Raw genomic sequence first — 24840 nt, forward strand, 5'->3', positions numbered from 1 at the left:
CAGTCTAGGTCTCTGTGGGTAAGGGGTCGGTCAGGAGGAGGTGGGGACGGTACGCATGCCCCGCGCGGCGCGCAGGGCCTTGATCACGTTGACGGCTTCATGCTTGCCGCCTCGCAACGGGCTGAGGAGAACCACAGCCGCGGTGATGAGCCACGGCTTGAGACGTACCAGGACGTTCTCGCCGTAGCGGAAGTGGACGACGAAGAGGTTGCGGTACATGTAGAAGCCCTTCCAGCCGGCCAGGTCGTGCTGCTGGCTGAAGTCGAGCTGTCGCACGAGCACCGCGTCGCGTACGGCCCAGATGGTGCGGCCGGCGCGGCGGGCGCGGATCGCGAGATCCACGTCGTCGTAGAAGATGAAGTAGGTCGGATCGGGGAGCCCGATCTCCTCCAGGACGGTGCGGCGGATCATGAAGCCCTCGAAGGCGACGTTCTCCACCGGAACGCGCTCCGGCATGGCGTCGCGGGTCGGGTAGGTGTCCATGACGGCGGCAGTCTTGGGCTTGATCGCGAGCGGGTTGCGCAGGTCGAACTTCAGCGCGGCCAGCTCGATCAGCTTGCCGTTCTTGTCCTCGCGCACGGAGAAGAGGCAGTCCTCGTCCTGGGCGAGCAGCACCTCGAGGCAGTCGTGGGCCGGGACGACGTCGTCGTCGATCAGGTAGAGCCGGTCCCAGCCCTGCTCGACCGCGGCCTTGGTGCCGAGGTGGAAGCCACCGGCGCCGCCGAGGTTCTCAGGGCTGTCGATGACCTGCAGGTTGGGCGTGATCGCCTCGGCGAGCACCTGCGCGGTGTGGTCGGTGGAGGCGTTGTTGACGACGATCACCGCGTCGGCGGGCTGGTCGAGCTTGGTGAGCCCGTCGAGCAGCCCACGCAGCATGTCGGCGCGGTTGTAGGTGACGACGACGATCGCGACCGTCTCACGGGTGGTGCTCAACGAAGGAACCTCTCGTGTCCACTGAAGTCCCCCCGGATAGCGGCCCACCACGCCTGCATCGACAGCCAGATCCGACGCGGCTGCGGCTTGGTGAGCAGGTAGAACCATAGAGTCTTCGCCACGAAAGCCAAAGCGAAGGGCCACCCTCGGTAGTCGCGCAGGTTGAGCAGGTTGTTGCGCGCCATGCAGTAGTGCTTCAGGTCGCTCGGCGTGTGGTTGTACGTCGCCCTCCCCCACGCCATCGGGGTGCCGAGATCACCGACGGAGGGGTGGCGCACCTGGGCGCCGACGACGGTCGCGATCCGCGCCCCGGCCTTCTCGGCCCGGAGACGGTATTCGTGGTCGTCGCCCCAGATGAAGTATTCGGCCCGGGGGTAGCCGATCCGCTCCACCAGGTCGCGGGTGACCAGGACCCCGTTGAACGGGATCACGATGTCCTTGATCAGGCCGTCGGTTGCGGCCGCCTCGACGTCGGAGAGCTGGTGTACGACCTTGGAGCGGCCCGGGAGTCGGATCGGGAACACCAGGCGGCCCGGGTCGCCCTCATCGACGACGAGCGGCCCCCAGAAGTCGAGATCGGTCTGCTTGAGCAGCAGCCCCAGGCAGTCGGTGTCGGGCAGGCCGTCGTCGTCCATCAGCCAGACCAGGTCGGCGCCGCGCTCGATCGCCGTCTCGAGGCCGTCATGGAAGCCGCCGGCGCCGCCGCTGTTGCGCTGCAGCGTGCGGGCGACCACCGGCACCTGGCGCTGACCCGGCTCGTCGGCACCGTCGAGCTCGGCGAGCCACTGCGACGTACCGTCGGTGGAGGCGTTGTCGATGACGATCACCTCGTCGAGGCCGTCGACCACGTCGAGCCGCTCCAGCAGTCGCTGCAGCAGCTCGAGACGGTTGTAGGTCACCACCACCGCGGCGACACGATTGCTCCCTGGCACGGATCCAGACTAGCCGCGACCGCGGTGTATCCCGGGAATCAGCGAGTCGGTGTGACCTGCGCTTAACCCGTTGTTCAACACGCTGAGGCGAGGTCGTCGGTCTCGTTGGCTTGGTAACCCTTGTTGCGAGAGCCCAGGGAGCCACCGGTGACCGGACCACCCTTGTCGGAGTCGCCGGTGGCCTTCGGCTTCTCGGTGGCGGGCGCCTTGGTCTCGCCGTCCTCGCCGGTGCCGGGCGACTTGAAGGCCTCCTCCTTCTTCGGGGTGGCCTTCTTCACCGCCTTGCGCACCTCGGCGTGGATGTCGGACATGTTCGGGTCGGCGGTGTTGACCAGCGGAGGCACCAGCGAGAGTGTCGAGATCTTCTGCGACTTCGCCTTCAGCGCCAGCGTCGAGAACCGCTCGATCTCGCTCGGCGGGACCGTCGTGGTGATGGTGGAGCCGGTCGCCTTCGCGACGTCCTGGTAGTGGCGTACGACGTCGGCGGGGCTGGTCTGCTGCAGGATCGCGTTCAGGACGCACTTCTGGCGGGCCATCCGGGAGTAGTCGTCGGAGTCGTGGCGGGCCCGGGCGTACCAGAGGGTCTCCCAGCCGTCGAGCTTCTTCGTGCCGGGCTGGATGTGGGTGTAGAACTTGTCGGAGGGGAGGCCGACCGGGATCGGCTGGCGTACATTCAGGGTGACTCCCCCGATGGCGTCCACGATCTCCTGGAACCCGTTGAGGTCGACGATCGCGTAGTAGCTGATCTGCAGGTCGGTGATGCCCTCGACGGCGTCGACGGTGGCGGCCATTCCGGGGTGGTCCTCGCCCTTGTACAGCTCCTTGTGGTCCTCGGCCCAGGTGCTCACGCCGTTGAGGTAGCAGCCGTCGCAGTCGAAGCCACGCGGGAACTCCTCGTCCATCGGGGAGCCGTCGTCGAAGGTGAAGTTCGCCATGTTGCGGGGCAGGCCGATGAGGACGGTGCGGCCCGTGACCGCGTCGATGGAGGCGACCGTGAGCGAGTCCGGACGCAGTCCCCAGCGGGTCTTGCCCCCGTCGGAGTCGGCACCGGCGAGCAGGACGTTGAAGCGGCCGTTGTGGGCCTCGGCGGCCTCGGCACCGGCGAAGATCGCCTCGACCATGCCCTTGTGGACACCGACCAGGTGGGCGCCGAAGATCAGGGTCGCGGCCACGGAGAAAGCCAGCGCGCCGTTGATCGCGACCACGATGCGGCGCTGCTTGAGGTCGAGCTCGAGCGGGCGGCCCAGGCGCCAGGCGTCGATGAAGAGCCCGGCCCAGGCGATGGCGCCGACGATGAGCGCGATGCGGAACAGCCCCAGCAGCCACGGCGTCGTGCCGAGCCGGAAGATCAGGCCGTGCCACAGCAGGGAGATCCCGAAGACCAGCCCGGCGGTGACCGCGAGACCGATGACGGTCCAGATCGCGATCCGGCCGACGCGGCGGTTGCCGGCGACGAGCTGGGCGGAACCCGGCAGGAGCAGCGTGATCAGCAGCAGTGCCATGGCGCGACGGAACCGCACGCGGGAGGCGCGCTCGGCGGCCGTACGCTGGGGCCGGTAGTTCTGCTCAGCCATCTCGGGTCCTCGGGTGAAGAGTTTGCACCGCCAGTATCACCAGTCACACGAGTAACACAGCGGTGCGACGCGCCGACTAACTTTAGCGGCCTGGCACGGTACGTTTGAGCGCATGCCAAACCCCCGCAACCCTGGCAGCCCCAACGATCCCCGGTCGCAGCAGTACGGCTGGGCGTACGGCAACGGCCAGCCTGCTCAGCCTTCGGGGCCCGAGCCCACGAACGTCATGCCCACCGTACGGCGCCCGCCGGGCGGCTCGCCGCCCCCGGCGCCGCCGCGCGGCGGCTATGACCGGCCGCTGCCCCAGCCGGGGCAGATCGCGCCGACCCCTGGCCAACAGGGCGGGTATGGGAACCAGGGTTACGACCAGGGCTACAACCAGGACTGGAGCCAGCCGAGCGAGTACGGCGGCAACGGTGGCAACGGCGGCTATGGGGGTCCGGGCGACGGCTACGGCGGCGGTCGCGGGGGCCGCCAGCCCAGGCCCAAGAAGCGCCACCCGTTCCGCAAGTTCGTCGCGATCGTGATGATCCCGATCCTGATCCTGGTCGGCGCGGTGGCCTGGATCGGCATCAGTGCCTGGAACAAGGTCGACAAGGTCCCCTACGAGCCGACCGCGGGTGAGCGGCCCGCGGACCAGCCCGGCACGACGTACCTCATCGTCGCCAGCGACTCCCGCGAGGGGCTGACCGCCGAGGAGAAGAAGAAGCTGCACACCGGCGATGCGGCCGGGAGCCGGACCGACACGATCAAGCTGCTGCACACCGGTGCCGGCAAGACCATCGTGGTCACCATCCCGCGGGACTCCCCGGTGGACATCCCCGGCCACGGCAACACCAAGATCAACGCCGCGTTCGCCTACGGCGGTCCTGAGCTGCTGACCCAGACGATCGAGCAGAACACCGGCGTACGCATCGACGGCTACGTCGAGATCGGCATGGGTGGTCTCGCCCGGCTGGTCGACGGCGTCGGCGGCGTCGAGATCTGCCCGAAGCAGAACATGAAGGACCCGCTCGCCGGTCTGGACATCGAGAAGGGTTGCCAGGAGGCCGACGGCGCGACCGCTCTGGCCTACGCACGCTCCCGTCACGTGGAGAGCACCGGAGACCTGGCGCGAGGCGTCAACCAGACCGAGGTCATCTCCGGCATCGGGAAGAAGATGACCAACCCGGCCACGGTGCTCAACCCGTTCAAGCTCGCCGAGATGGGCAAGGGCGCCGAGGGCCTCAAGGTCGGCAAGGGCATGAGTGTCATCGGCGGCGCGAAGTTCGCCTGGGCCTTCAAGGCTCTCGCCGGCGGCTCCGCGATGACCTGCGGTGTCCCGATCGTGGGCATGAGCACCCAGTGGGACCGGGAACGCGCGCTGACGATGTTCGGTCACATCAAGGAGGACACGGTCGACGACATCCCGGCCGACCTCTGCACGCCGACCGGGCTGCCGAAGAGCGTCACCGGCTGATCCTCGGAGCAGCCACGGCCGTCCCTACTGACCTTCGTCGGTAGGGACGGCTGCTTTTCGTCCACTGTGCCCGGCCGCGTACGTCCCTAGGTTCGAGGCATGATCAATCTGGAGCACCTGACCAAGAGATACGGCGCGACCACCGCGGTCGACGATCTCACCCTGCGGATAGAACCGGGCCGGGTCACCGGCTTCCTCGGCCCCAACGGCGCCGGGAAGTCCACGACCATGCGGATGATCCTCGGCCTGGACCGGCCGACGTCGGGGACCGCCACCATCGACGGTCGTCCGTACGTCTCGCTGCGGCGTCCCCTGCGCGAGGTCGGTGCGCTGCTGGACGCCAAGGCGGTGCACCCCGGTCGCCGGGTGCGTACGCATCTGGTGGCGATGGCGCGGAGCAACTCGATCCCGGTGGCCCGGGTCGACGAGGTGCTCGAGCGGGTCGGTCTCACCGGGGTCGCCCGGCGGCGGGCGGGCAGCCTCTCGCTCGGGATGAGCCAGCGGCTCGGGATCGCGGGCGTGCTGCTCGGCGACCCGCGGGTGATGCTCTTCGACGAGCCGGTCAACGGGCTCGATCCCGACGGGGTGGTGTGGATCCGGAAGCTGCTGAGGTCGCTCGCCGCGGAGGGGCGTACGGTCCTCGTCTCCAGCCATCTGATGAGCGAGATGCAGCAGACCGCCGACCATCTGGTCGTGCTGGGACGCGGGCGGCTGCTCGCGGACGCCCCGCTGAGATCGTTCGTCGCCGGGCACTCCTCGTTGGAGGAGGCGTACTTCCGCCTGACCGCCGGCTCGGTCGAGTATGCCGGGGAGGTGGCCTGATGCCGAGCCCGTTCCTGGCAGCGATCTCGTCCGAGTGGACCAAGCTCTGGTCGGTGCGCTCGACCTGGTGGTGCCTGATCGGCGCGGCCGCGCTGATGGCGCTGTACTCGGTCCCGCTGGGCTTCGACGCCGCCGAGCCCAACCCGAACCTGTCCCACGCCGACCAACTGCTCCACGTCGAAGAGGTCGCCACCGCTGGGCTGCTGTTCACCCAGTTCGCACTGATCGCGCTGGCACTGCTGACGGTGACCTCGGAGTACGCCTCCGGCAGCATGCGTACGACGCTGCAGTGCGAGCCCCGGCGCGGCCGGGTGCTGGTCGCGAAGCTGCTCGTCGTGGAGGTCGTCGCGCTGGTCTCGGGGGCGTTCCTCGCGGTCCTGGGCGCCGGGCTCGGCTACCTGACGGCGGGTGACTACGGGGTCTTCGACGTCTCCTCGGTGGCCGCGGTGGCCGGCAGGATCAGCGTCTACCTGGGCGTGGTCGTCGCGCTGGCCATCGGGCTCGCGGTCGGCCTGCGCAGCACTGCCGGGGCGCTGGTCGTGGCGTTCCTGCTGCTCTTCCTGCTGCCGATGGTGCTGATGATGAGCGGGATGGACCTGATGACCGACGTGTCCTACTACCTCCCGGGGACGGCGGGCACGGAATACCTCGGCATCGGGATCGCGACCCTGTTCGGGCTCTCCGACGGACTCCCCTACGGGCGCAACGGCGGGCTCGGGCTCGTCGCCGCCTGGTCCGTGGCCACGCTGCTGGCGGGCCATCTGGTGTTCCGCCGGCGCGACGCCTGAGACCTGCGCCTCCTAGCGGTCCTCGCTCACGAGCCCAGCCTCGTGGGCGAGGACCGCTGCCTGCACCCGGTTGCGTACGCCGAGACGACCGAAGGCGCTGCTCAGATAGGCCTTCACGGTCCCCTCCACGAGGTGGAGACGGCGACCGATCTCGGCGTTGGAGAGCCCGGCGGCGACCAGCGCCATCACGTCGCGCTCGCGGTCGGTGAGAGCGGCGACCTTGGCCCGCGCGTCCGCGGCCCGCGACATCCGGTCACCGGCCCCGACGCCGAGCTCGGCGATCACGCGCTGGGCGACCCGTGGGGAGAGGAAGGCGGCGCCGTCGGCGACCGCGTGCACGCCCGCGAGCAGCTCGCGGGGATCGCCGGACTTCAGCAGGAACCCGCTCGCCCCGTCGCCGAGGGCCCGGGCGATGTAGGCGTCCTCGGAGAAGGTGGTCAGCATGACCCGCGCGGTCTCCGGAGCGGTCCGGGCGATCTCCGCCCCCGCCGCCAGACCGTCCATCCGCGGCATCCTGACGTCGAGCAGCGCGACGTCGGGCCGGTGGCGCTGGGCCGCCTCGACCGCCTCTCGCCCGTCGGCGGCCTCGGCGACCACCTCGATCGTCTCGTCGGTCTCCAGGATCGCGCGTACGCCGGCCCGCACCATCGCCTCGTCATCGGCCAGCAGCACCCGGATCACGTGGTCACCTCTCGTCGGTCGTTGTATCGGTCGCTGCGCGCGGGCAGATCGGCGACCACCTCGAAGCCTCCGCCCGTCGTCGGGCCGTGGCGCAGCGTGCCCCCGGCGGCGCGCGCCGCCTCCTCGAGCCCGGCCAGGCCCAGCCCGGTCGTGGTCCCGGCTCGTGGCGGAAGGGTCGCGCGGCCGTTGCTCACCGAGAGACGTACGCCTTCTGGTTCCCGCTCCACCGAGACCGTCACCGACGACCCTGGAGCGTGCCGGGCGGCGTTGGTGAGCGCCTCCTGGACGATGCGGTGGGCGGCGACGTCCCGCACCCCGTCGCCGTCGTCGATCGAGCCCACCAGGCGTACGTCCATCCCCGACTCACGCGCGCGCTCGACCAGGCCATCGATCCCGGCCGGGGCGGGGGCCAGCGGCGCCTGTTCGGTGGCGGGGCGGAGGACGCCGACGATCTCGCCGAGCCGCTCGGTGGCCCCGGCGGCGGCCGCGCGGATGTCTCCGGCCGCCTGCTGGTGGGCCTCGGTGAGCCCCGGTGCCACCTCGAGCGCACCGGCGCGCAGCGCGATCAGGCTAAGCTCGTGGCCCAGCGAGTCGTGCATCTCCTGGGCGATCCGGGCGCGCTCGGTGAGCTGGGCCTGCTCGATCTCGGTCGAATGGTTGCGGGCGACCTGGCGCAGGTAGCGGCCGCTGAGCCACGGCAGCGCCATGAAGATGATCATGTTACCTGCCATCGCGACCTGCACGCCGCCGCCGTTGACGACGGCGTCCAGCACCGTCAGCGTCACCACGCCCACGCCCGTCACGACCGCCGAGGGCCACACCTGGTCGGCCCATCTGCCGACGAGGAAACTCGTCAGCGCCGCGAACGCGACGTAGCTGACCAGGATCCACCCGTCGTTGGCCACCACCGTGCCGCCGACCAGCGCGCACACGAGTGCCACCGCGACGGCAGGGTGCCTCTGCCGGACCCACATCGCGACGGTGACCCCGAGGACTCCCAGCAGCGCCGACCAGCCCGACCACTGCGGGTGGCCGGCGTCGCTCATGTAGAGGTGCTCGGCGGTGACCGCCACGACCAGAAGGCCCGACAGGATCGACTCGAGAGGCCGAGGCCGGCGCAGCAGACTCACGCGCACCACGGTAGTCGGCGACATTCTCGAGAAGTACTGTCTTTCGGCAGGGGGTCTCGACAAGCTCGACCACCGGTGCAGACTGTGACCCATGGCTTACGAGACCCTGACCTTCGACGTGGACGGCGACGGCATCGCGCTCCTGACCCTCAACCGACCCGACGCGCTCAACTCGTTCACGGTGACGATGGCACGCGAGCTGGAGGAGGTGTTCACCACCGACGCGATGGCCGACGAGGTCCGCGCGGTCGTCGTGACCGGCGCCGGGCGGGCGTTCTGCGCCGGGATGGACCTCTCCGCCTCCGGGAACGTGTTCGGCCTGGACGAGTCGCTGCACCCGACACCCGAGAGGCTCGCCGAGCACCTCGCCGACCCGGCCAACCACCCCGAGTACGCCGAGGGCGTACGCGACACGGGCGGCAAGGTCACCCTCGCGATCCACGCACTCCCCAAGCCCGTGATCGCCGCGATCAACGGCCCGGCGGTCGGCATCGGCGCCACGATGCTGTGCGCGATGGACGCGCGGCTGGCTTCTTCGAAGGCGAAGATCGGCTTCGTCTTCGGCAAGCTCGGCATCGTCCCCGAGGCCTGCTCGTCCTACTTCCTGCCGCGCGTCGTCGGCGTCCCGCGGGCCCTGGAGTGGCTCTACACCGCGGAGATCCTCGACCCCGATCAGGCCCTCGACGGCGGCCTGGTCCGCAGCATCCACCTGCCCGACGAGCTGCTGCCCGCCGCCTTCGAGCTGGCCCGGAGGTTCACTCAGAACCGGTCGCCGGTCGGCACCGCGCTCGTCCGCCAGCTCATCACCCGCAACGCCTCCGCACGCCACCCGCTCGAGGCCCACCTGTCCGACTCGCTGGCGATGTTCTATGCCTCGATCGGCGACGGCAAGGAGGGAGTCGCCGCGTTCCTGGAGAAGCGGGCCCCCGAGTTCACCTCGAAGGCGTCCGAGGTCCCGGACGTGTTCCACGGAGAGATTTTTACGGGCTGACCTGCAGCGATAGTCGTTGACCCCCTGTTGTTGGGCCGCATCCTGGGTTACGGTCGAAGGTGGGCCCGCCCGCTGGTCCCTCACCCGGGTGTGGCCGCGGCCGGCACGCAGTGCCCAACCCGAGATGGGCGCGTGTCGGCCGCATCTCGGCACCTGACCGAGACGCCGGCCTAGGCGCCGATCCGGCCTGCGTACTCCTCGACGATCGCGTCGACCGGCTGGTTCACGTCGATGACCATCCCGGCCTCGTCAGACTCGAGCGGCTCGAGCGTCTTGAACTGGCTCTCCAGGAGCGTGGCCGGCATGAAGTGGCCGGGTCGGCTCGCCTGGCGCCTCGCGATCACCTCGCGGGTGCCCTCCAGGTGGAGGAAGGTCACCTCGGCATGGTGCCGGCGGAGCTGGTCCCGGTACTTCCGCTTCAGCGCCGAGCAGCTCATCACGCCGCCGCGCTCGGCGTGCCGGGCCAGCCACTCTCCGACCGCCTCGAGCCAGGGGTAGCGGTCGTCATCGTCGAGCGCGATCCCAGCGGTCATCTTCTCGATGTTCGCCTGCGGATGCAGATCGTCGGCATCCTCGAACGGCACCCGTAACCGCCCCGCGATCGCCGCCCCGATGGTCGATTTCCCTGAGCCCGAGACGCCCATCACGACCAGCACCGGTTTCGCCATCACGCCATCGTACGGGCGTAGAGCGCCTCGAGATCGGTGAAGTGCCGATGCGTCCCCGCCTCCTGGTAGGAGGAGGTGTCCGCCATCGAGTAGCCGTGCGGGGCGTCAGGGTAGATGAGGTTGGTGTAGATCACCCCGGCGTCGTCGAGGGCCCTGCTGAGGTCGGCGACGTTCTCCGGAGTCATGGAGCGGTCGTGGTCGGCGTGGCCGAAGTAGTACTCCGCCCTCGTCCCGGCGATGCAGGTGTGCGGCGAGGCCTCCTCCGCGGTGACCAGCCCGCCGCCGTGGAACCCGGCGACGGCGACGAACTCGTCGGGGAACCGCCCCGCGGTCCGCACCGCCAGCCGCGCGCCCATGCAGTAGCCGTGGGTTGCGAGCGGGCCGGTGACGTACGTCTTGAGGGCTTCGACATACGCCGGGATGTCGATCGCCAGCCGGTCCACGGTGAGGCCGCGCACGCGGTTCATGGCGCCGCCGGCGAAGAACGCGTCCCTGGCCGCGGGCTCGCGAAGATCGCCGGTCGGCGCCAGCTCCGCCACGGTGCCGTCGCGGTAGAACGTGTTGGGGGCCAGCGCGACGTAGCCCCAGGAGGCGACCCGCTCGATCATCTCGGCCAGCCGCGGCCGGAGGCCGATCGCGTCCATGTAGACGAGCACACCACCCTTCGGCGTGCTCTCGGGCCGGGCCAGATAGGCCTCGGCGGTGCCGTCCGGTGTCTCGATCTCGATCTGCTCGACCACGTCCTTCACGCTACCCGCAGCACTTTGATGCCATGCTCGACCCCATGACCCAGAACCCAGAGGCACTGCACCTCGAATCCTCCCGAGCCATCCCGGTCGCGTACGAGACCGCCCTCGCCCGCGTCCTCCCGGCACCGCTGCCGCAGATCTTCGGTCGCCGGTACGCCGCGATCGGCCCGATCGCCGAGGTCCGCGACCAGGCCGGCGAGTGGGACACCGCCGGCGAGACCCGCACGATCGTCCTCGCCGACGGCGCGACGATGCGCGAGACCCTGACCGCGATCGAGGCTCCCTCGTCGTTCTCCTACGAGATCACGCCGCTCTCCGGCCCTCTCAAGCTCCTGGTCGGCCACGTCGCCGGCCGCTGGTCCTTCGCCCCCGCCGGCACCGGCACCCGGGTCACCTGGTCCTGGGACGTCACGCCCACGTCCCAGGCGGCGTCGTTCGCGATGCCTGTCTTCGGGTGGATGTGGAAGGGGTATGCGCGGCAGAGCTTGGAGTCGCTCGAGGAGCTGTTGCTCGGCTCTTGAGTCTTTGCTTTTGCACGCCGGCGGGTCGGGGTGTTTTGTGGTTGGGGTTTGCCGCCGACCCTTTCGGGGAGGGTGTTCTCGGCGGCGTCCGGAGTAAAGGACGGCCTGCGGCCGCCGGCTTCGCCGGTCGCCTTCGGCGATCCTTGACACCGGCCGTCGCTGAGAATTTTGGCTGGCTATCGGGTCGGCGGCAGGGGTTTGGTGCGGAGAATTTAGGTTGGGTAGGGGCCTGGGAATCGACTGAACGCTTCGCCGGTGTGGGCGAGTGGGCGGTTGGCGAACGAATTTTCGTTCGCCGCGTGAGTCGTCTCCGCCGAGGGTGGGCTCTGCTGGCGGAAGGAATTTTCTTTCCGCTGGAGGAGTCCCTGCTCGGTGGGGCGAACGAATTTTCCTTCGCCCGCGGAAGCCTTCCCTTCGCCCGGAGCGGTTCCCCGCGGCCACACCCGGGCCGCCGCCCCGATAGCCAGCCAAAATCTTTCTCGACGTGGTCCGGTGTCAAGGACCGCGAAGCGGCCGGCGAAGCCGGCGGCCGAAGGCCGTCCTTGACTCCGGGGCAGGTCGAGAAGACCCTCAAAGAGAGGGTCGGCGGCCCACCCCACCCAATGAGGAAACCCTCGCGGTCAGCGAAACGGCCAAACCTCACACCCCATGCCGCTTGATGAACGACAGGATCTGCTCCGACAGCTCAGGCCGACAAACGATGACATCAGGCAGATACACGTCGTCCTGGTTGTAGTGCAGCGGCGAGCCGTCGATGCGGGACGTGAACAGCCCGGCAGCGGCGGCGACGGCCACAGGCGCGGCGGAGTCCCACTCGTACTGCCCACCCGCATGGACGTACGCGTCGGAGATGTCGCGCACGACCGACATCATCTTCACCCCGGCCGATCCCATCGGCACCAGCTCGGCGCCGATCTCCTCGGCCAGCGCCTCGACGAACGCCGGCGGGCGGCTGCGGGAGACGGCGATCCGGGGACGGGGCGAGGTCGACGGCGGCACGACCGGAGCGGCACCGGTGTGGAAGGTGCTCTGCACGGACGCGTCGGCGAGCGCCGGCTGCGCGACCGCGCCGGCGATGAGCTCCCCGCCGTTGGAGGAGGCCCACAGAGCCACGTGCACGGCCCAGTCGTCGCGCGGCGGTTCGGAGAACTCGCGGGTCCCGTCGAGCGGATCGATGATCCACACCCGGTCCTTGGTGAGCCGCTCCTTGGAATCCTTGCCCTCCTCGGAGAGGACGGCGTCCTGCGGGCGGTACTCGGCGACGAGCTCCATCAGCAGCTCGTGGGCAGCCAGGTCACCGGCATCCTTGAGCTCCTTGCCCTCCAGGCCGGAGGTGGCACGCACCTCGAGCAGCCGCCGGCCGGCGGTCTCGGCGAGCCAGGCGGCCAGCAGGTGGTCGGAGGCGAGGATCTCGGGCGCAGGCACACCAGGCATGAAGGTCACCCGCGGCACTCTATCCAGCCGACCGCCGCGTCCGATAAAGGCCCAGCCCGAGTCCGATCGCGACGACCAGCACCACTCCGGTCAGCACGGCGCGCAGGATCAGCCCGGTCTTGGCACGCTCGTCCTCGCCGGTGACGTCGTTGGCCATCGTCTCGGCCGACTTCAGGATCACCTGGAGAAGGCTCTGGATGTATTCGACGGCGCCGTCGGACCAGGTGCGGACGATCGGCTCGCCCTTCGACGCCGCCCTCAGCTCCGTGGCGACGCCTTGGATACTGCCCTTGGCGGCGACATCACGGACCGTACGCTGCACCATCATCGCGCCCGAGCCCTTCTCGAAGGTGCCGTCGGAGACCCGATCGAGCTCGGCCTGCAGCTCGGGCGACGCGCCCGAGTAGAACGCCGAGGACGACTTCACCCAGGCGGCCTCCGCGTCGGTGAGGTCCTTGACCGACTTCGTACCGATCTCGTTCTCGGACAGCGCGACGACCATCAGCTCCCGCTCGATGCTGAACGCCTCCGCCGCCCCGGTCAGCCTGCTGAGGTTGCGGACCTGGTCGCCGGTCTGGCCGTCCTCCAGCTCCGGCACCTGCGCCGCGAGCATCAGCAGGTTGCTGGCCAGCGCGGTGTAGACCTCGCGAGCGGCGTCCTGGCTCGCCCGGTCGCCTTCCTGCATCTCGACCCGGTAGAGCTCGAAGTCGTCGAGCACCTCGGTGATGTCGTGGTGGAGCCTCCGCAGCTCGGGATCACCGTCGACGTCGATCTCGGCCGCGGCCGTCCGCCACTCCTCGACCGCGAGGTCGGTCGTGTGCAGGTAGGTGGAGCGTACGTTGACCGGCGCCTGCGCGACGGGCTGCAGCGCGTCCCGTTCGAAGATCACGTCGACGGCGAGCTCGATGGTCTCGGGGAGTGCCTCGCTGAGCGCGGCCGCCCGGCCGGTCTCCGAGGCGCTCCGGAAGGAGGCGAACGTCGCCAGACCGCCGACCGCGACACCGACCAGGGCCACCGCCAGCAGGATGCTCAACGGCCGATTGGCGCCGGAGCGCTTCGCCACCCGGGAACCACCGGTCTGGAACGACCCGCTCGCCCCGATCTTCGCGAACGCCCCGGACGAGCCGGTGGCGCCGGTGGACCCGGTCGACCCGGCTGCGGGGAACGAGCCGCTCCCGCCGAAAGCCTCGTAGGCACCGGAGGTGCTGATCGGACCCGACGCGTGCATCGGACGCTGCCGGGGCACCTGCATGTCGAAGACCGGCAGCGGGCCCGAGCCGGTGAGCACCGCGACGACGTCGTGCGCGCTCGGCCGCTGCCCGGGGTCCTTGGCCATCATCATCGCGACCAGGTCGTCGATGATCTTCGGCACCTGGACCGCCCCGCTGACCCGCGGGATGGGTGCGGTGGCGTGCTGGTAGACCACCGTCGCCGGCGCGCCGCCGGAGTAGGGGGTGCGACCGGTGAGCATCTCGAAGAAGACGCAGCCCAGCGAGTAGATGTCGCTCGGCGGACCGACCTCGCCTCCCGAGCCACGCTCGGGCGAGAGGTAGCCGAGGCTGCCGACCACGTCGTGGGTGGAGGTCAGCCGCTGGTCGCCCAGGCGGGCGAGCTGGGCGATCCCGAAGTCGACGATCCTGATCCTGCGGTCGCTGTCGTAGACGAGGTTGGACGGCTTGATGTCGCGGTGGACGATCCCCTGGGCGTGGACCGCGTCGAGCGTACGCGCGGCCTGGACGATGACCTCACCGGCCTCGCGGGCGATCAGCGGGCCGTGCGAGCGCAGGCGTTCGCCGAGGTCGGGGCCGGTCAGGAGCTCCATGACGAGGAAGGCCATCGGCCCGTTGGCGGTGCGTTCGATCCCGGCGTCGTGGATCTGCACGGTACCGGAGTGGCTGGCCGCCGCTGTGGAGAGCGACTCGCGCCGGAACCGCTCGATCATCGTCGGGTCGGCCGACGTCCGCACGACCTTGACCGCGACCCAGCGCTGCAGGGTGAGGTCCATGGCCTGCCATACCTCGCCCATGCCGCCTCGCCCGATCAGGCGGTGCAGCTCATATCGGCCGGCAATCATGGGGTGGGGGGAGGTTTGCATGGGGGACGTTCCCGTCGAGGATCCAGTTGTTCGTACGTGTCAGGTTGCTCACACAACGGCCTGGGAGTTTAGGCGACACTCACTAGTAGGCGCCAGAGCCACGCACAACAGCTTTGACCGTACGAACGACGATTCCGAAGTCGCGTAGCAGCGTCCAGTTGTCCACATAGTCCAGGTCCAGGCGAACCGTGTCCTCCCAGGAGAGGTCCGATCGCCCCGAGACCTGCCACAGCCCGGTCAGACCGGGAGCAACCGCGAGTCGGCGATGCGAGTCCCGATCGTACATCGCCACCTCGCTCGGCAGCCCCGGCCGGGGCCCGACCAGCGACATCTGGCCCAGCACGATGTTGAACAGCTGCGGCAGCTCGTCGATGGAGTACTTCCGCAGCACTCGCCCGACCCGGGTCACCCGCGGGTCCGCGCGGAGCTTGAAGAGGACCTGGCCGGGACGGTGGTCGAGCGTGCGCAGCAGCGACTCGGCGTCGACGACCATGGTGCGGAACTTCCAGATCCGGAACTGCTTGCCGTTGCGGCCGACGCGCACCTGCCGGAAGAAGACCGGGCCCGGGGAGTCGAGCTTGATCACGACCGCCATCACGGCGAAGACCGGGACGAGCACGGCGACGGCGGCCGCCGCGGCCAGCCACTCCCACACGTACTTCGCCACCCGGGTCAGCCGCGCCCGCAGCGCCTCGTCGACGTAGAGGAGGCTCATCGAGCCCAGCCGCATCGAGGACGTACGCTGCGGGGTCACGTCCTGCATCCGGGTGCTGACCAGCAGGGGAAGACCGAAGGACTCACTCGTCCAGGCCAGTCGCTGGATCTCGCGGCCGGCCAGGTCGGGCCCGGGGACGACCAGCACCGCGTCGGGCCCGACCGAGGCGATCGCGCCGGAGAGCCCGTCGGCACGGCAGACCGCCGCGGCCTCCATCAGTCCGCCGCTGAGCCGGTGGGTCCACTCCGGGATCGCTCCGTGGTCATGGGCGGCCTCGACCACCACGACCCGCAACGGGGTGCGCGGCCGGGAGCTGAAGATGTAGCCCACCACGCGGAACGCGAGCGCGGTGACCAGCCCGAGGATCGTCTGCACGACCAGCTGCGCCTGCGGCAGCTCGACCACCGCACCCAGCAGCCAGGTCGCCATGCTCATCGCCATGAACGCCTTGAAGACCCCGGAGACGGTCGCCCGCAGGCGCTCGGCGCCGGGCAGGATCTTCGGCGCGGTGATCCTGGTGGCCAGCCCCCAGAGCAGACCCCACACCAGTGCGTGGACGATCTCCTGTCCCACGATCAGCGGCGCGAGGATCATCAGCGCGAGACCGTCGACCATCGAGGCCTGCAACCGAAGGGAGGGTGCCTTGGCGGACACCCTCCGTCGGTTGATGTCGAGCGGGACTACTGTCTCCACCGACGCCAGCTCTATCGTCATCCATCTCCCCCAAAGCTGCTGGGCGCCCGAACGCTTACTTCATGCCAGAACAATGCGGTAAGAAAGCGGTCGTTGGGGGCCGATGGGGGTCCGGTTAGACCAAATGAGGGAACCGGAACCCACTGGTCCAGACCAGTGGGTTCACTCCAATGACTGCGGGGAGCGCCAGCCGAGGCGGTGGGCAAGGCCGACGGCGGCGATCTGGGAGGTGACCTGGAGCTTGGCGAGGATGGACTTCACCTGGGTGCGCACGGTCGCCTCCGACACGACGCCGATGACGGCGATCTCGTGGACGGTGCGGCCGAGCATCAGGTGGCCGAGGACCTGCGACTCGCGCTTGGTGAGCAGCTCGATGCGGCGGCTCAGCTCGGAGACCTCGTGCTGGCGCTCGAACCAGACCCGGATCAGCCGCTCGCGATCGCTCACCGCCAGGACGCAGGCGCCCTGGTAGAGCCGTCTGACGGTGCCGAGGATCTCGCCGAGCGGGCGGGACTTGGACAGCACCGTGCGGGCGCCGTTGCGCAGCGCCTGGCCCCAGCGGGCCTCCTCGATCGCACCGGTCACCACGACCACGTCGACGCCGGCCTTGGCCAGCGGCTCGATGAGGCGTACGCCGTCGCCGTAGCGGCCCAGGTCGAGGTCGAGGAGCACGACCTTCGGCTTGTTGCGGAGCACGACGGAGACCATGGTGGCGGTGGAGACGGGCTCGCTGGGCATCGGGATGCGACGTACGTCGTACCCCTCCATCGAGACGGCGAGCTCGAGCGACTCGGCGAAGAGGACGTGGTCCTCGACGATGACGACTCGATACTGGCTACGCGGCGACAACGTCATCGGAGACGCCTTCCTGCTGTGCTTCGATCGTGGCGCGCGGGATCACGGCGCTGGGAAGGGTGACCACGAAGGTTGTACGTTCCATGGCGGCGAGGCGGAGCGAGCCGCCCATCCGCTCGGCGACGGTGTGGGCTTCATTGAGTCCGATGCCTTGACCGGCCGAGTCCGGCCCGCGGACGCCCCACTCGAAGAGCCGGTCGCGCACCTCGGGGGCGACCCCGGGGCCGTCGTCGGAGACCTCGATCACGACCATCTGACGGGACTCGCCAGGCTCGTGCCGGACGGTGACGTCGACAGCGCCGGAACCGTGCTTGGCCGCGTTGTCGAGAAGAATGTTGATGATCCGTGCGGCCGCGTCCGAGCTGCCGACCGCGAGCGCGTTGCTCGGCTCGTGGACCACCGTGGTGCCCCCAGCCTCGTGGGCCAGGGCGAGGTTGTGGACCACCGCGTCGACGTCGATCACTCCGGTGTCGACGGGCATCGTGTCCGCGCCGCCTCGCTGGGCACGGACCAGGCGCTCCAGGCGCCTGAGCTCGCTGCCCATCATGGCCATCATCGCGACGCGACGCTCCGGGTCGAGCGTCTCGGAGTTGCACAGCAGCTCGCTGGCCGAGCGAACACCGGCGAGCGTCGAGGTCACCTCGTGCATCCGGGCCCGGTGGAGACGCTGCGTCTCACGCGCGCTGAGCAGGTCGTGGTAGATCTCGTCGGCTGCCTTCGCCTCCGCCGCGCACACGCGCCGGTAGATGCGCACAGCACCGAACAGAAGAGCTGCGGCGGCCCCGAGCGAGGTGCTGACGACGATGACCGTGAGGAGGACCCAGAGGAGTGCTCCGCCGGGATGGAAGGAGACCCAAGGGCCCTGAAGGACGGCGATCAGAAAGCTCTGGACGCCGATCAGGACTGCGGTGGTGGTTGCGTAGGCGGTGGTTAACCAACCCGAGTTGATCCGCTGGAAAATGGACATAGACATACTGCTCCCCAGGACGGGTCGGCCAGTGAGGTATGAGTCCCGAATAGGGCCGTGTCCAGGCCCTGCTCCCCCAGCCCGAGCTTGTCGGGCCGTCCCAATTTGAATGTTGTGACCGAAACCTTTACAAGGCAACGTAATCAGCACCGTATCGCCACGTGACCGCATTCCGGGCCAATACCGAGAATTGAGGAGTCATAGAATTTCGAGGTCGTCCACAAACTACATTGCGGGAAGCGTTGTCCCAGGTCATCCCCAAACTTGGGGCACTGTAGAACAGGTTCCCGATCTCCGCCTGGGTTCACCCACAATAGCCATACCCCCAGGGAGATCTCGCGGGGCCGGAGACGACCGAACGGCACAGCAGACATGGCAGCCTCGACCGTACGACTCAGGGTCGCAGTCTCAGCGGACGAGACGATGACCCTTGATGCCGTGACGGTTGCGCTCGACGAGCACGGCATCACCGTGACCGCGACGGCCCCCACCTCCGCGGATCCCGACGAGCTGCTCGTCGGAAATCCCTCGGCCTGGCTGGTGGTCACCGACCTCGATGGCTGGACCCATCTCGGTGAGGTGTGTGACCTGGTCCGCGGCGTACGCCTGCCCGGGGTCGTGCTGACCTCCGCCCCGCGCGGGGGGCTCTGGGGTGCCCTGCTCGAGGCCGGTGCGGTCGCGGTGCTCTCCGCCGACACCCACTCGGACACGATCGAGGACGCGCTGCGCGACGCGGCGGAGGGACGACGTGGGCACACCCCGGGAGAGGCCGAGGGGCTGGTCGCGCAGTGGCATCTCATGCGGGAAGGACGCGAGCGCATGCACCGCCTCGTCCGCTCGCTGACGGTGCGCGAGCACGAGGTGCTCGAGCTGCTCTACGACGGGGCCACCGTCGCCGAGATCGCGTCGCGCTTCGGGGTGGCGCAGACGACGGTACGGACGCAGGTGAAGTCGATCCTGCGGAAGTTCGAGGTCGGTTCCCAGCTGGCGGCGGTCGCCGCGTACGACCGGTATCTGCGGCCGCCTCGGAGCTGACCCCGGAGAGTCGCCCCTAGGAGTTGAACCGTTGCTGGGTCTTCTCCAGACCCTCGTTGATCAGCGTCTCGATCGCGTCGGCGGCGGTGTCGACCACGAACGGCAGCACCTTGCGCTCGGTGCTGGAGAAGTTGGAGAGCACGAAGTCGTGCACCTCCTGGCGACCGGGCGGGCGGCCGATGCCGACGCGCACCCGGTGGAAGTCGCCGGTGCCCAGGGAGGAGCGCATCGACTTGAGGCCGTTGTGGCCGTTGTCGCCACCGCCCAGCTTGACCCGCATCGTGTCGAAGGCGATGTCGAGCTCGTCGTGGATGGCGATGACATGGTCGGGCTGGACCTTGTAGAAGGTCGCAAGCGCATTGACCGGCCCGCCGGACTCGTTCATGTAGGTCCGGGAGCGGGCGAGCACGACGCGTGGGCCGGGCACCCCCGGGCTGTGTCCATTTCTGGCACCCGGGAGCCGCCCTTCCACGACGTCAGCACGGCCGGACTTGTGGGCGCGCCACTTGCTGCCCAGCCGGTTGGCCAGCTCGTCGGTGACGAGATAGCCGATGTTGTGACGGTGTCCGGCGTACGTCGGCCCGGGGTTGCCCAGGCCGACGACCAGCCAGACGCCGTCGCTCACCGAGTCAGAAGTCACTCGGCGTCGGCGGCCTCAGCCTCGGTGGCCTCAGCGGCCTCGCCCTCGGCGGCCTCGTCGGCGACGGGCTCCTCGATGGTCTTGGCCTCGGTGATGTTGACGACCAGGGTCTCCGGGTCGCTGACCAGGGTGGTGCCCTTCGGCAGCGCGACGGAGCCGGCCAGGATCTGGGTGCCGATCTCGAGGCCCTCGATGCTGACCTCGATGCTCTCCGGCACGTGGGTGGCCTCGGCCTCGACGGTCAGGGTGTTGGCGTCGGTGACGACCAGGCTGCCGGAGACGGCGTCGCCGGTGACGTGGACGGTGACGTCGACGGTGACCTTCTCGCCGGCCTTGACCGCGACGAAGTCGACGTGCTCGATGACGCGGCGGACGTCGTCGACCTGGACCTGCTTGGTCAGGGCGAGCTGGGTCTTGCCGTCGATGTCGAGCTCGAGGAGAGCGTTCGCACCGTGGTTCTTGAGCGCCATCATGGTGTCGTGGCCCGGCAGGGTCAGGTGGATCGGGTCGGCGCCGTGGCCGTAGACGACCGCCGGGATCTTGTTCTCACGGCGGATGCGACGAGCGGCACCCTTGCCGAACTCGGTGCGCTTCTCGGCTACGATCTTCTCGCTGGACATGCGTTGAACTCCTCGATGAGTGGTGCTGACGTCAATGGCGCCCGGCTGGTCCAACGAAGGCCGTGCGACGAAGGCACGGCGTCTCTGAGAAGAGACGTCCACCTTGTCGATCACGGAGCGCGAGGCGCTCCCTCGCCGAGGCAACTGCCACAGACTATCCCCGGGTCACGCTCACCGCGAAATGCGCGCGCGTGCTGACCTGCGAGGACGTACGTTGGAGGTCGTGTCCCTCACACTCGACGAGGCCCGCACACGGGCCGGCGTGCTCAGCTCCGTCTCCTACTCCCTCGATCTCGACCTCACCGGCCCCGAGACCTTCCGGAGTCGCACCCGGGTCCGGTTTCGATCCACGGTCGCCGAGACGTTCCTGGATCTGAAGGGCGCGCTCGCTGTGTCGCTGGTCGTCAACGGGGAGGCGGTCGAGGCCGCGTACGACGGTGAGCGGGTGGTCCTGACCGGGCTCTCGACCGGCGCCTTCAACGAGGTGGAGGTGACCGCGACGCTGCCCTGTACTACCGACGGCGACGGGATGCACACGTTCACCGACCCCGTCGACGGGTCGCGTTATGTGTCCGCCTACCTGGGCATGGACAACGCCGCGAAGGTCTACGCGTGCTTCGACCAGAACGATCTCAAGGCGCCGTTCGCCGTCGCGGTCACCGCCGATCCGGCCGACACGGTCCTCGCCAACGGTGCCGTCGTCTCGCACGACGCGGGCCGCTGGGTCTTCGCCACCACTCCCCCGATCCCGCCGGCCCTGCTGGTCGTCGCCGCCGGGCCGTGGCACTCGGTGCGCTGGACGGCTGCGCTCGACTCCGGGGAGAGCCTCGAGTTCGGCTGGCATGCCCGGCGGTCGCTGGCGGCCGAGCTGGACCGCGACGCGGACGAGCTGCGGCGTACGTCGGAAGCGTGCTTCGCTCACTATGCCGACCTCATCGACGAGCCCTATCCGTTCGACTCCTACGACCAGGTCTTCGTGCCCGGGCTCAACTGGGGCGCGCAGGAGATGCCGGGCTGCGTGACCTACCGCGACGAGCTGCTGCCGCGCGGCGCGATCACCGACACCCAGCGGGCCATCCGCGCGGTGATCATCGCCCACGAGATGTCGCACATGTGGTTCGGCGACTCGATGACGATGACCTGGTGGGAGGACACCTGGCTGCAGGAGTCGTTCGCGGACTACATGGGCTACCGGGTCGCGGAGGCGGGCGCCGGCTTCTCGGACCTGCGGGTCGAGGTGGAGATCGGGAGCAAGCCGTGGGGCTACCGCTCCGACGCGCGGCGCTCGACCCATCCCGTCGCTCCGCTGGCCGTGGACGTGCCCGACGTGGACACCGCCGCCACCATCTTCGACGGCATCTCCTACGCCAAGGGCGGGGCCTGTCTGGTGCAGCTCGCCTTCTGGCTCGGTGACGAGGAGTTCATGGCCGGGGTCAACCGACACCTGACCCGCTTCCGGTTCGCCAACGCGACGCTGGCCGACTTCGTCGAGTCGCTCGCGGCGAGCTCGCCGAAGGACGTACGCGGCTGGGTGGACGCCTGGCTGCGGCGCCCGGGGTTCGACACCGTGTCGGTACGGCGCGACGGGGACGTCCCGGTCCTGGAGCGCGAGGGAAGCCGGCCGCACGCGTTCACCGTCGCCGGCTACGACTCCGCACTGCGGCTCGTGGGACGCAAGCGGGTCGAGCTGGGTGCAGAACCGTTGCCGCTGCCGGAGTTCGCCGGGCTCGTCGTGGTCCCCAACGCCGGCGGCGAGACCTTCGCCGCGCTCCGCCTCGACCCGGGTTCGTGGGAGGCGCTCTCCGGCGGGCTCTCCCGGCTCGAGGACCCGCTCGTACGTGCAGTGCTCTGGTCCGCCACCGCCCTGCGAGTGCGATCGCGCGACCTCTCGGCCGACGACTACCTCGACCTGGTCGAGGCCCACCTTCCTGCGGAGACCCGGGCGGACATCATCGAGGGGGTCCTCGCCGAGGCCCGGTCCGTGGTGATCCCGCAACGGGTGCCGGCCTCGCGCGCAGCGGGAGCGGTGGCGCGGGTTGCCGCCGCGTCCGCCGCGGGCCTGGCGGCTTCCGCTGACGACGAGCAGCGGGCCCTGGCCTGGGCAGGGGCCCTGGCCGCGACCAGCGCGGACGCCGGGCTGCTGCGCGGCTGGCTGGACGCCGACAAGGTCGGCGTCGGCATCCCGCTGCTGCCGACCACACGCTGGGCGGCGATCGTACGTCTCGCCTCGCTCGGCGAGGCCGACGCGCGGTTCATCGCGACCGAGCGCGACCTGGACGGCACCGTCGAGGGAGACCTCGGGGCGCTTCGGGCGCTCGCCGCCCGTCCCTCGACCAGCGCGAAGGACGCCGCCTGGGAGGCGATGCTCGCCCCTGGCGTCGACAACCGTCGCTTCGGGGCGCTGGCATCGGGGATGTGGATCGCCGAACAGGCGCATCTGCTGCGTCCCTACGTCACCGCCTATCTCGCCGAGGCGCCGGCTCTGGCCATCCGTGGCCAGGCCTTCGCGATCGAGGTCGGGCGCGCCTTCCCTCGGATCGCTCTCGACGGCGGGCAGCTCGATGCACTGCGTGCGGCCCTGGCCGGTGACGTACCGACGATCCTGCGGCGTTCCTGGGAGGACCACTTCGACGACCGCGAGTAGCGACGACTAGCCTCTATCCGCCCTCGACCCCCACCACTGAGGACGGCCATGAAGAAGAAGCGCATCTGGCTCAGCGTCGGGATCGCGTTCGTCGTGCTCGTCGGCGCCGTGACCGGCACCGGTTGGTATCTCGCCCACCGGCTCGACCGCCAGGTCCGGACCGTCGACGTCTTCGCCGGGCTCGAGGAGCGTCCCGAGGCAGCCGGCGAGGCTGCGGGCGCCCTGAACATCCTGCTCCTCGGCACCGACGGACGCACCGGCGGCGAGGCCACCACCGGCAGCGGGGCCACCGCGTCGTGGACGCCCGGTGAGCAGCGTGCCGACACGATGATGCTGCTCCACCTCAGCGCGGACCGCCGCTCGGCCTCGGTCGTCTCGATCCCACGGGACTCCTGGGTACGGATCCCGGGCCACGGCAAGGCCAAGGTCAACGCCGCCTTCTCCCAGGGTGGCCCGACGCTCAGCGTGCAGACGGTCGAGAAGCTCACCGGCGTACGCATCGACCACGTCGCCTGGGTCGACTGGGCCGGCTTCGAGGAGATCGGCGACCTCCTCGGCGGCGTCGAGGTCTACGTCCCCGAGACCGTCCATGACTCCGCGCGCGACCGCACCTGGACCAAGGGCACCCACCTGCTCACCGGCGAGGAAGCCCTCCTCTACGTGCGCCAGCGCTACGGCCTCCCCGGCGGCGACCTGGACCGCGTGAAGCGCCAGCAGTACGTGCTCCGCTCCATCCTCCGCGGCCTGCGCCAGAGCGTCGACCCGAAGAACCCCAAGAAGGCGTACGACCTCCTCGACATCATCACCCGCCACCTGACCGTCGACTCCGGCTTCTCCGGCGGTGACCTCCGTGGCCTGGCCCTCGATCTCGCCCGGATGCCTTCCTCGGACCTGACGTTCTTCACGGCTCCTGTCGCTGGGCTGGGGCGCGAGGGGAAGCAGAGTGTCGTCCATCTCGATCGGCGCAAGGGGCGGGAGCTGTGGGGCGCTGTGCGAGAGGACGAGATGGACGCTTGGCTTGCTCAGAACCAGGATGTTCTGACGGGGCGGACGGTCAGCTGAGGGCCTGTGGCTGGTGACCGGAGGCCGCCGACCCGTTACGGATGGTGTTCTCGGTCTCGTCCGGAGTAAAGGACGGCCTGCGGCCGCCGGCTTCGCCGGCCGCTTCGCGGTCCTTGACACCGGCCGAGCCCGAGAATTTTGGCTGGCTATCGGGTCGGCGGCGGGGTTTGGCGCGGAGTCCCTTGGGTTGGGTACGGGCTTGGGAATTGGCGTCGATGTCCCTCTGCGGGAGGTCGGGGTCTCGGGGCTTTTACTAGACGATGACACCTTGGCGGTCGCCTCGGCAGTGACCGTGGCCGGCCCGCTGCTGGTGCCTCGGTGGCGACTGTTCGAGTGGCAGAGGGTGCAGCTTGGTGCCCGGGTTCCCCACGGGTACAGACAGTTCCCCACTGAGATGTCGCTTCCCCCTGCTCCGGAGCGTGGGGAACCTCTCGTGGCGTGGGACATCATCAGCAGCGGTGGGGAAGCCACATCCAGACGTGGTGCGCGACCACGCCGGGGGCACGGTCCCGCGCCCAGCAGGCACGGTCCCGCGTCCAGCACATGTGCGGTCGTGCGATCAGCAGCGGGCCGGTGATCCGCACCGGGTTCAAGGGCTTGCAGTGGTTCGACGACGGTCAGCCCCACCGGGGTCGCGGGAACGAGCGCGCACTGATCGCCTCGGCAGCCATGGACGCGTGGCGGCGAAGAACACGGGTGGTGGGGCGGTGGGGTTTCGGGCGTGGCCTGTTCAGGTGCGTCGGGTGAACCGGATCCGTCCATCCGGAAGCCGCTCATAGGTGGAGTTGGCGTCGTGGATGCGGCGGTGGTCGCTGGGGCACAACAAGACCAT

21 protein-coding genes and 1 pseudogene are annotated in these 24840 nt (G+C 69.6%); 8 read left to right on the forward strand and 14 right to left on the reverse strand.

Annotation, left to right across the window (positions count from 1 at the left end; all coding sequences use genetic code 11):
- Window positions 1-30 precede the first annotated feature (30 nt).
- From BLT25_RS27480 to BLT25_RS27490, 3 genes are all read right to left on the reverse strand, one after another.
- Complete coding sequence (locus tag BLT25_RS27480) at window positions 31-933, reverse strand: glycosyltransferase (RefSeq protein WP_091052699.1); 903 nt, start codon at window positions 931-933, stop codon at window positions 31-33.
- Complete coding sequence (locus BLT25_RS27485) at window positions 930-1865, reverse strand: glycosyltransferase (protein WP_091052701.1); 936 nt, start codon at window positions 1863-1865, stop codon at window positions 930-932. The genes BLT25_RS27480 and BLT25_RS27485 overlap by 4 nt, the downstream gene beginning before the upstream one ends.
- 74 nt (window positions 1866-1939) lie before the next feature.
- A complete protein-coding gene (locus BLT25_RS27490; RefSeq protein WP_091052702.1) occupies window positions 1940-3439 on the reverse strand; it encodes an LCP family protein in 1500 nt (499 codons plus the stop codon).
- Between the two features lie 112 nt (window positions 3440-3551).
- Here BLT25_RS27490 and BLT25_RS27495 point away from each other — a divergent pair, with 112 nt between their 5' ends.
- The 3 genes and pseudogenes from BLT25_RS27495 (at window position 3552) to BLT25_RS27505 (ending at window position 6508) form a co-directional block, all read left to right on the forward strand.
- The gene (locus BLT25_RS27495) at window positions 3552-4898 is read left to right on the forward strand and encodes an LCP family protein (protein WP_091052704.1); all 1347 of its coding nucleotides are present in this window, start codon (window positions 3552-3554) and stop codon (window positions 4896-4898) included.
- 99 nt (window positions 4899-4997) lie between these two features.
- Window positions 4998-5654: pseudogene (locus BLT25_RS27500) on the forward strand (ABC transporter ATP-binding protein); the annotation flags it as partial.
- A 65-nt stretch (window positions 5655-5719) separates the two neighbouring features.
- Entirely contained in the window at window positions 5720-6508 is a 789-nt protein-coding gene (locus BLT25_RS27505; RefSeq protein ID WP_091052707.1) for an ABC transporter permease subunit, read from the forward strand.
- A 12-nt stretch (window positions 6509-6520) separates the two neighbouring features.
- Here BLT25_RS27505 and BLT25_RS27510 read toward each other — a convergent pair whose 3' ends face one another.
- Together BLT25_RS27510 and BLT25_RS27515 are read right to left on the reverse strand one after the other, a co-directional pair.
- Window positions 6521-7189: a response regulator gene (locus BLT25_RS27510; protein ID WP_091052709.1), complete on the reverse strand. Its 669-nt coding sequence runs from the start codon at window positions 7187-7189 to the stop codon at window positions 6521-6523.
- On the reverse strand, window positions 7186-8319 hold the full coding sequence (locus BLT25_RS27515; RefSeq protein ID WP_176884341.1) for a sensor histidine kinase: 1134 nt from the start codon (window positions 8317-8319) through the stop codon (window positions 7186-7188). The genes BLT25_RS27510 and BLT25_RS27515 overlap by 4 nt, the downstream gene beginning before the upstream one ends.
- 91 nt (window positions 8320-8410) lie before the next feature.
- On the opposite strand from BLT25_RS27515, the gene BLT25_RS27520 reads away from it, so the two are divergent.
- Window positions 8411-9310 (forward strand): crotonase/enoyl-CoA hydratase family protein, encoded by a 900-nt coding sequence (locus tag BLT25_RS27520; protein WP_091052712.1) that lies wholly within the window; start codon window positions 8411-8413, stop codon window positions 9308-9310.
- Window positions 9311-9480: 170 nt separating this feature from the next.
- On the opposite strand, the gene BLT25_RS27525 is transcribed toward BLT25_RS27520, so the two are convergent.
- Together BLT25_RS27525 and BLT25_RS27530 are read right to left on the reverse strand one after the other, a co-directional pair.
- Complete coding sequence (locus BLT25_RS27525) at window positions 9481-9978, reverse strand: gluconokinase (RefSeq protein ID WP_091052713.1); 498 nt, start codon at window positions 9976-9978, stop codon at window positions 9481-9483.
- Window positions 9978-10718 carry a dienelactone hydrolase family protein gene (locus BLT25_RS27530; RefSeq protein ID WP_256328826.1) on the reverse strand — a complete coding sequence of 247 codons (741 nt, stop codon included), beginning with the start codon at window positions 10716-10718 and terminating at the stop codon, window positions 9978-9980. The genes BLT25_RS27525 and BLT25_RS27530 overlap by 1 nt, the downstream gene beginning before the upstream one ends.
- Window positions 10719-10762: 44 nt before the next feature.
- Here BLT25_RS27530 and BLT25_RS27535 point away from each other — a divergent pair, with 44 nt between their 5' ends.
- Window positions 10763-11248 (forward strand): SRPBCC family protein, encoded by a 486-nt coding sequence (locus BLT25_RS27535; RefSeq protein WP_091052737.1) that lies wholly within the window; start codon window positions 10763-10765, stop codon window positions 11246-11248.
- A gap of 639 nt (window positions 11249-11887) precedes the next feature.
- On the opposite strand, the gene BLT25_RS27540 is transcribed toward BLT25_RS27535, so the two are convergent.
- From BLT25_RS27540 to BLT25_RS27560, 5 genes are all read right to left on the reverse strand, one after another.
- Window positions 11888-12682: a 3'(2'),5'-bisphosphate nucleotidase CysQ gene (locus BLT25_RS27540; RefSeq protein WP_091052739.1), complete on the reverse strand. Its 795-nt coding sequence runs from the start codon at window positions 12680-12682 to the stop codon at window positions 11888-11890.
- A gap of 19 nt (window positions 12683-12701) precedes the next feature.
- Window positions 12702-14777: a protein kinase domain-containing protein gene (locus tag BLT25_RS27545; protein WP_091052717.1), complete on the reverse strand. Its 2076-nt coding sequence runs from the start codon at window positions 14775-14777 to the stop codon at window positions 12702-12704.
- Window positions 14778-14859: 82 nt separating this feature from the next.
- Complete coding sequence (locus BLT25_RS27550; RefSeq protein ID WP_218131499.1) at window positions 14860-16185, reverse strand: exopolysaccharide biosynthesis polyprenyl glycosylphosphotransferase; 1326 nt, start codon at window positions 16183-16185, stop codon at window positions 14860-14862.
- Window positions 16186-16347: 162 nt separating this feature from the next.
- On the reverse strand, window positions 16348-17040 hold the full coding sequence (locus BLT25_RS27555) for a response regulator transcription factor (RefSeq protein ID WP_091052720.1): 693 nt from the start codon (window positions 17038-17040) through the stop codon (window positions 16348-16350).
- On the reverse strand, window positions 17021-18007 hold the full coding sequence (locus tag BLT25_RS27560) for a sensor histidine kinase (protein WP_091052722.1): 987 nt from the start codon (window positions 18005-18007) through the stop codon (window positions 17021-17023). The genes BLT25_RS27555 and BLT25_RS27560 overlap by 20 nt, the downstream gene beginning before the upstream one ends.
- A 423-nt stretch (window positions 18008-18430) precedes the next feature.
- Here BLT25_RS27560 and BLT25_RS27565 point away from each other — a divergent pair, with 423 nt between their 5' ends.
- Window positions 18431-19042 carry a helix-turn-helix transcriptional regulator gene (locus BLT25_RS27565; RefSeq protein ID WP_143033889.1) on the forward strand — a complete coding sequence of 204 codons (612 nt, stop codon included), beginning with the start codon at window positions 18431-18433 and terminating at the stop codon, window positions 19040-19042.
- Window positions 19043-19058: 16 nt separating this feature from the next.
- Here the strand turns inward: BLT25_RS27565 and pth are convergent, their stop codons facing one another.
- Both pth and BLT25_RS27575 read right to left on the reverse strand, forming a co-directional pair.
- Window positions 19059-19682, reverse strand: coding sequence for an aminoacyl-tRNA hydrolase (pth, locus tag BLT25_RS27570; RefSeq protein WP_091052726.1), 624 nt, complete (start codon window positions 19680-19682; stop codon window positions 19059-19061).
- Window positions 19679-20302, reverse strand: coding sequence for a 50S ribosomal protein L25/general stress protein Ctc (locus BLT25_RS27575; protein ID WP_091052727.1), 624 nt, complete (start codon window positions 20300-20302; stop codon window positions 19679-19681). Before BLT25_RS27575 ends, pth begins: the two co-directional genes overlap by 4 nt.
- 223 nt (window positions 20303-20525) lie before the next feature.
- On the opposite strand from BLT25_RS27575, the gene pepN reads away from it, so the two are divergent.
- Window positions 20526-22946: an aminopeptidase N gene (pepN, locus tag BLT25_RS27580; RefSeq protein WP_091052741.1), complete on the forward strand. Its 2421-nt coding sequence runs from the start codon at window positions 20526-20528 to the stop codon at window positions 22944-22946.
- Between the two features lie 48 nt (window positions 22947-22994).
- Window positions 22995-24008 carry an LCP family protein gene (locus BLT25_RS27585; RefSeq protein WP_091052729.1) on the forward strand — a complete coding sequence of 338 codons (1014 nt, stop codon included), beginning with the start codon at window positions 22995-22997 and terminating at the stop codon, window positions 24006-24008.
- Window positions 24009-24840: the final 832 nt, after the last annotated feature.

Origin of the sequence: Nocardioides sp. YR527 (assembly GCF_900101045.1) — a bacterium.
Classification (GTDB): Bacteria; Actinomycetota; Actinomycetes; order Propionibacteriales; family Nocardioidaceae; genus Nocardioides.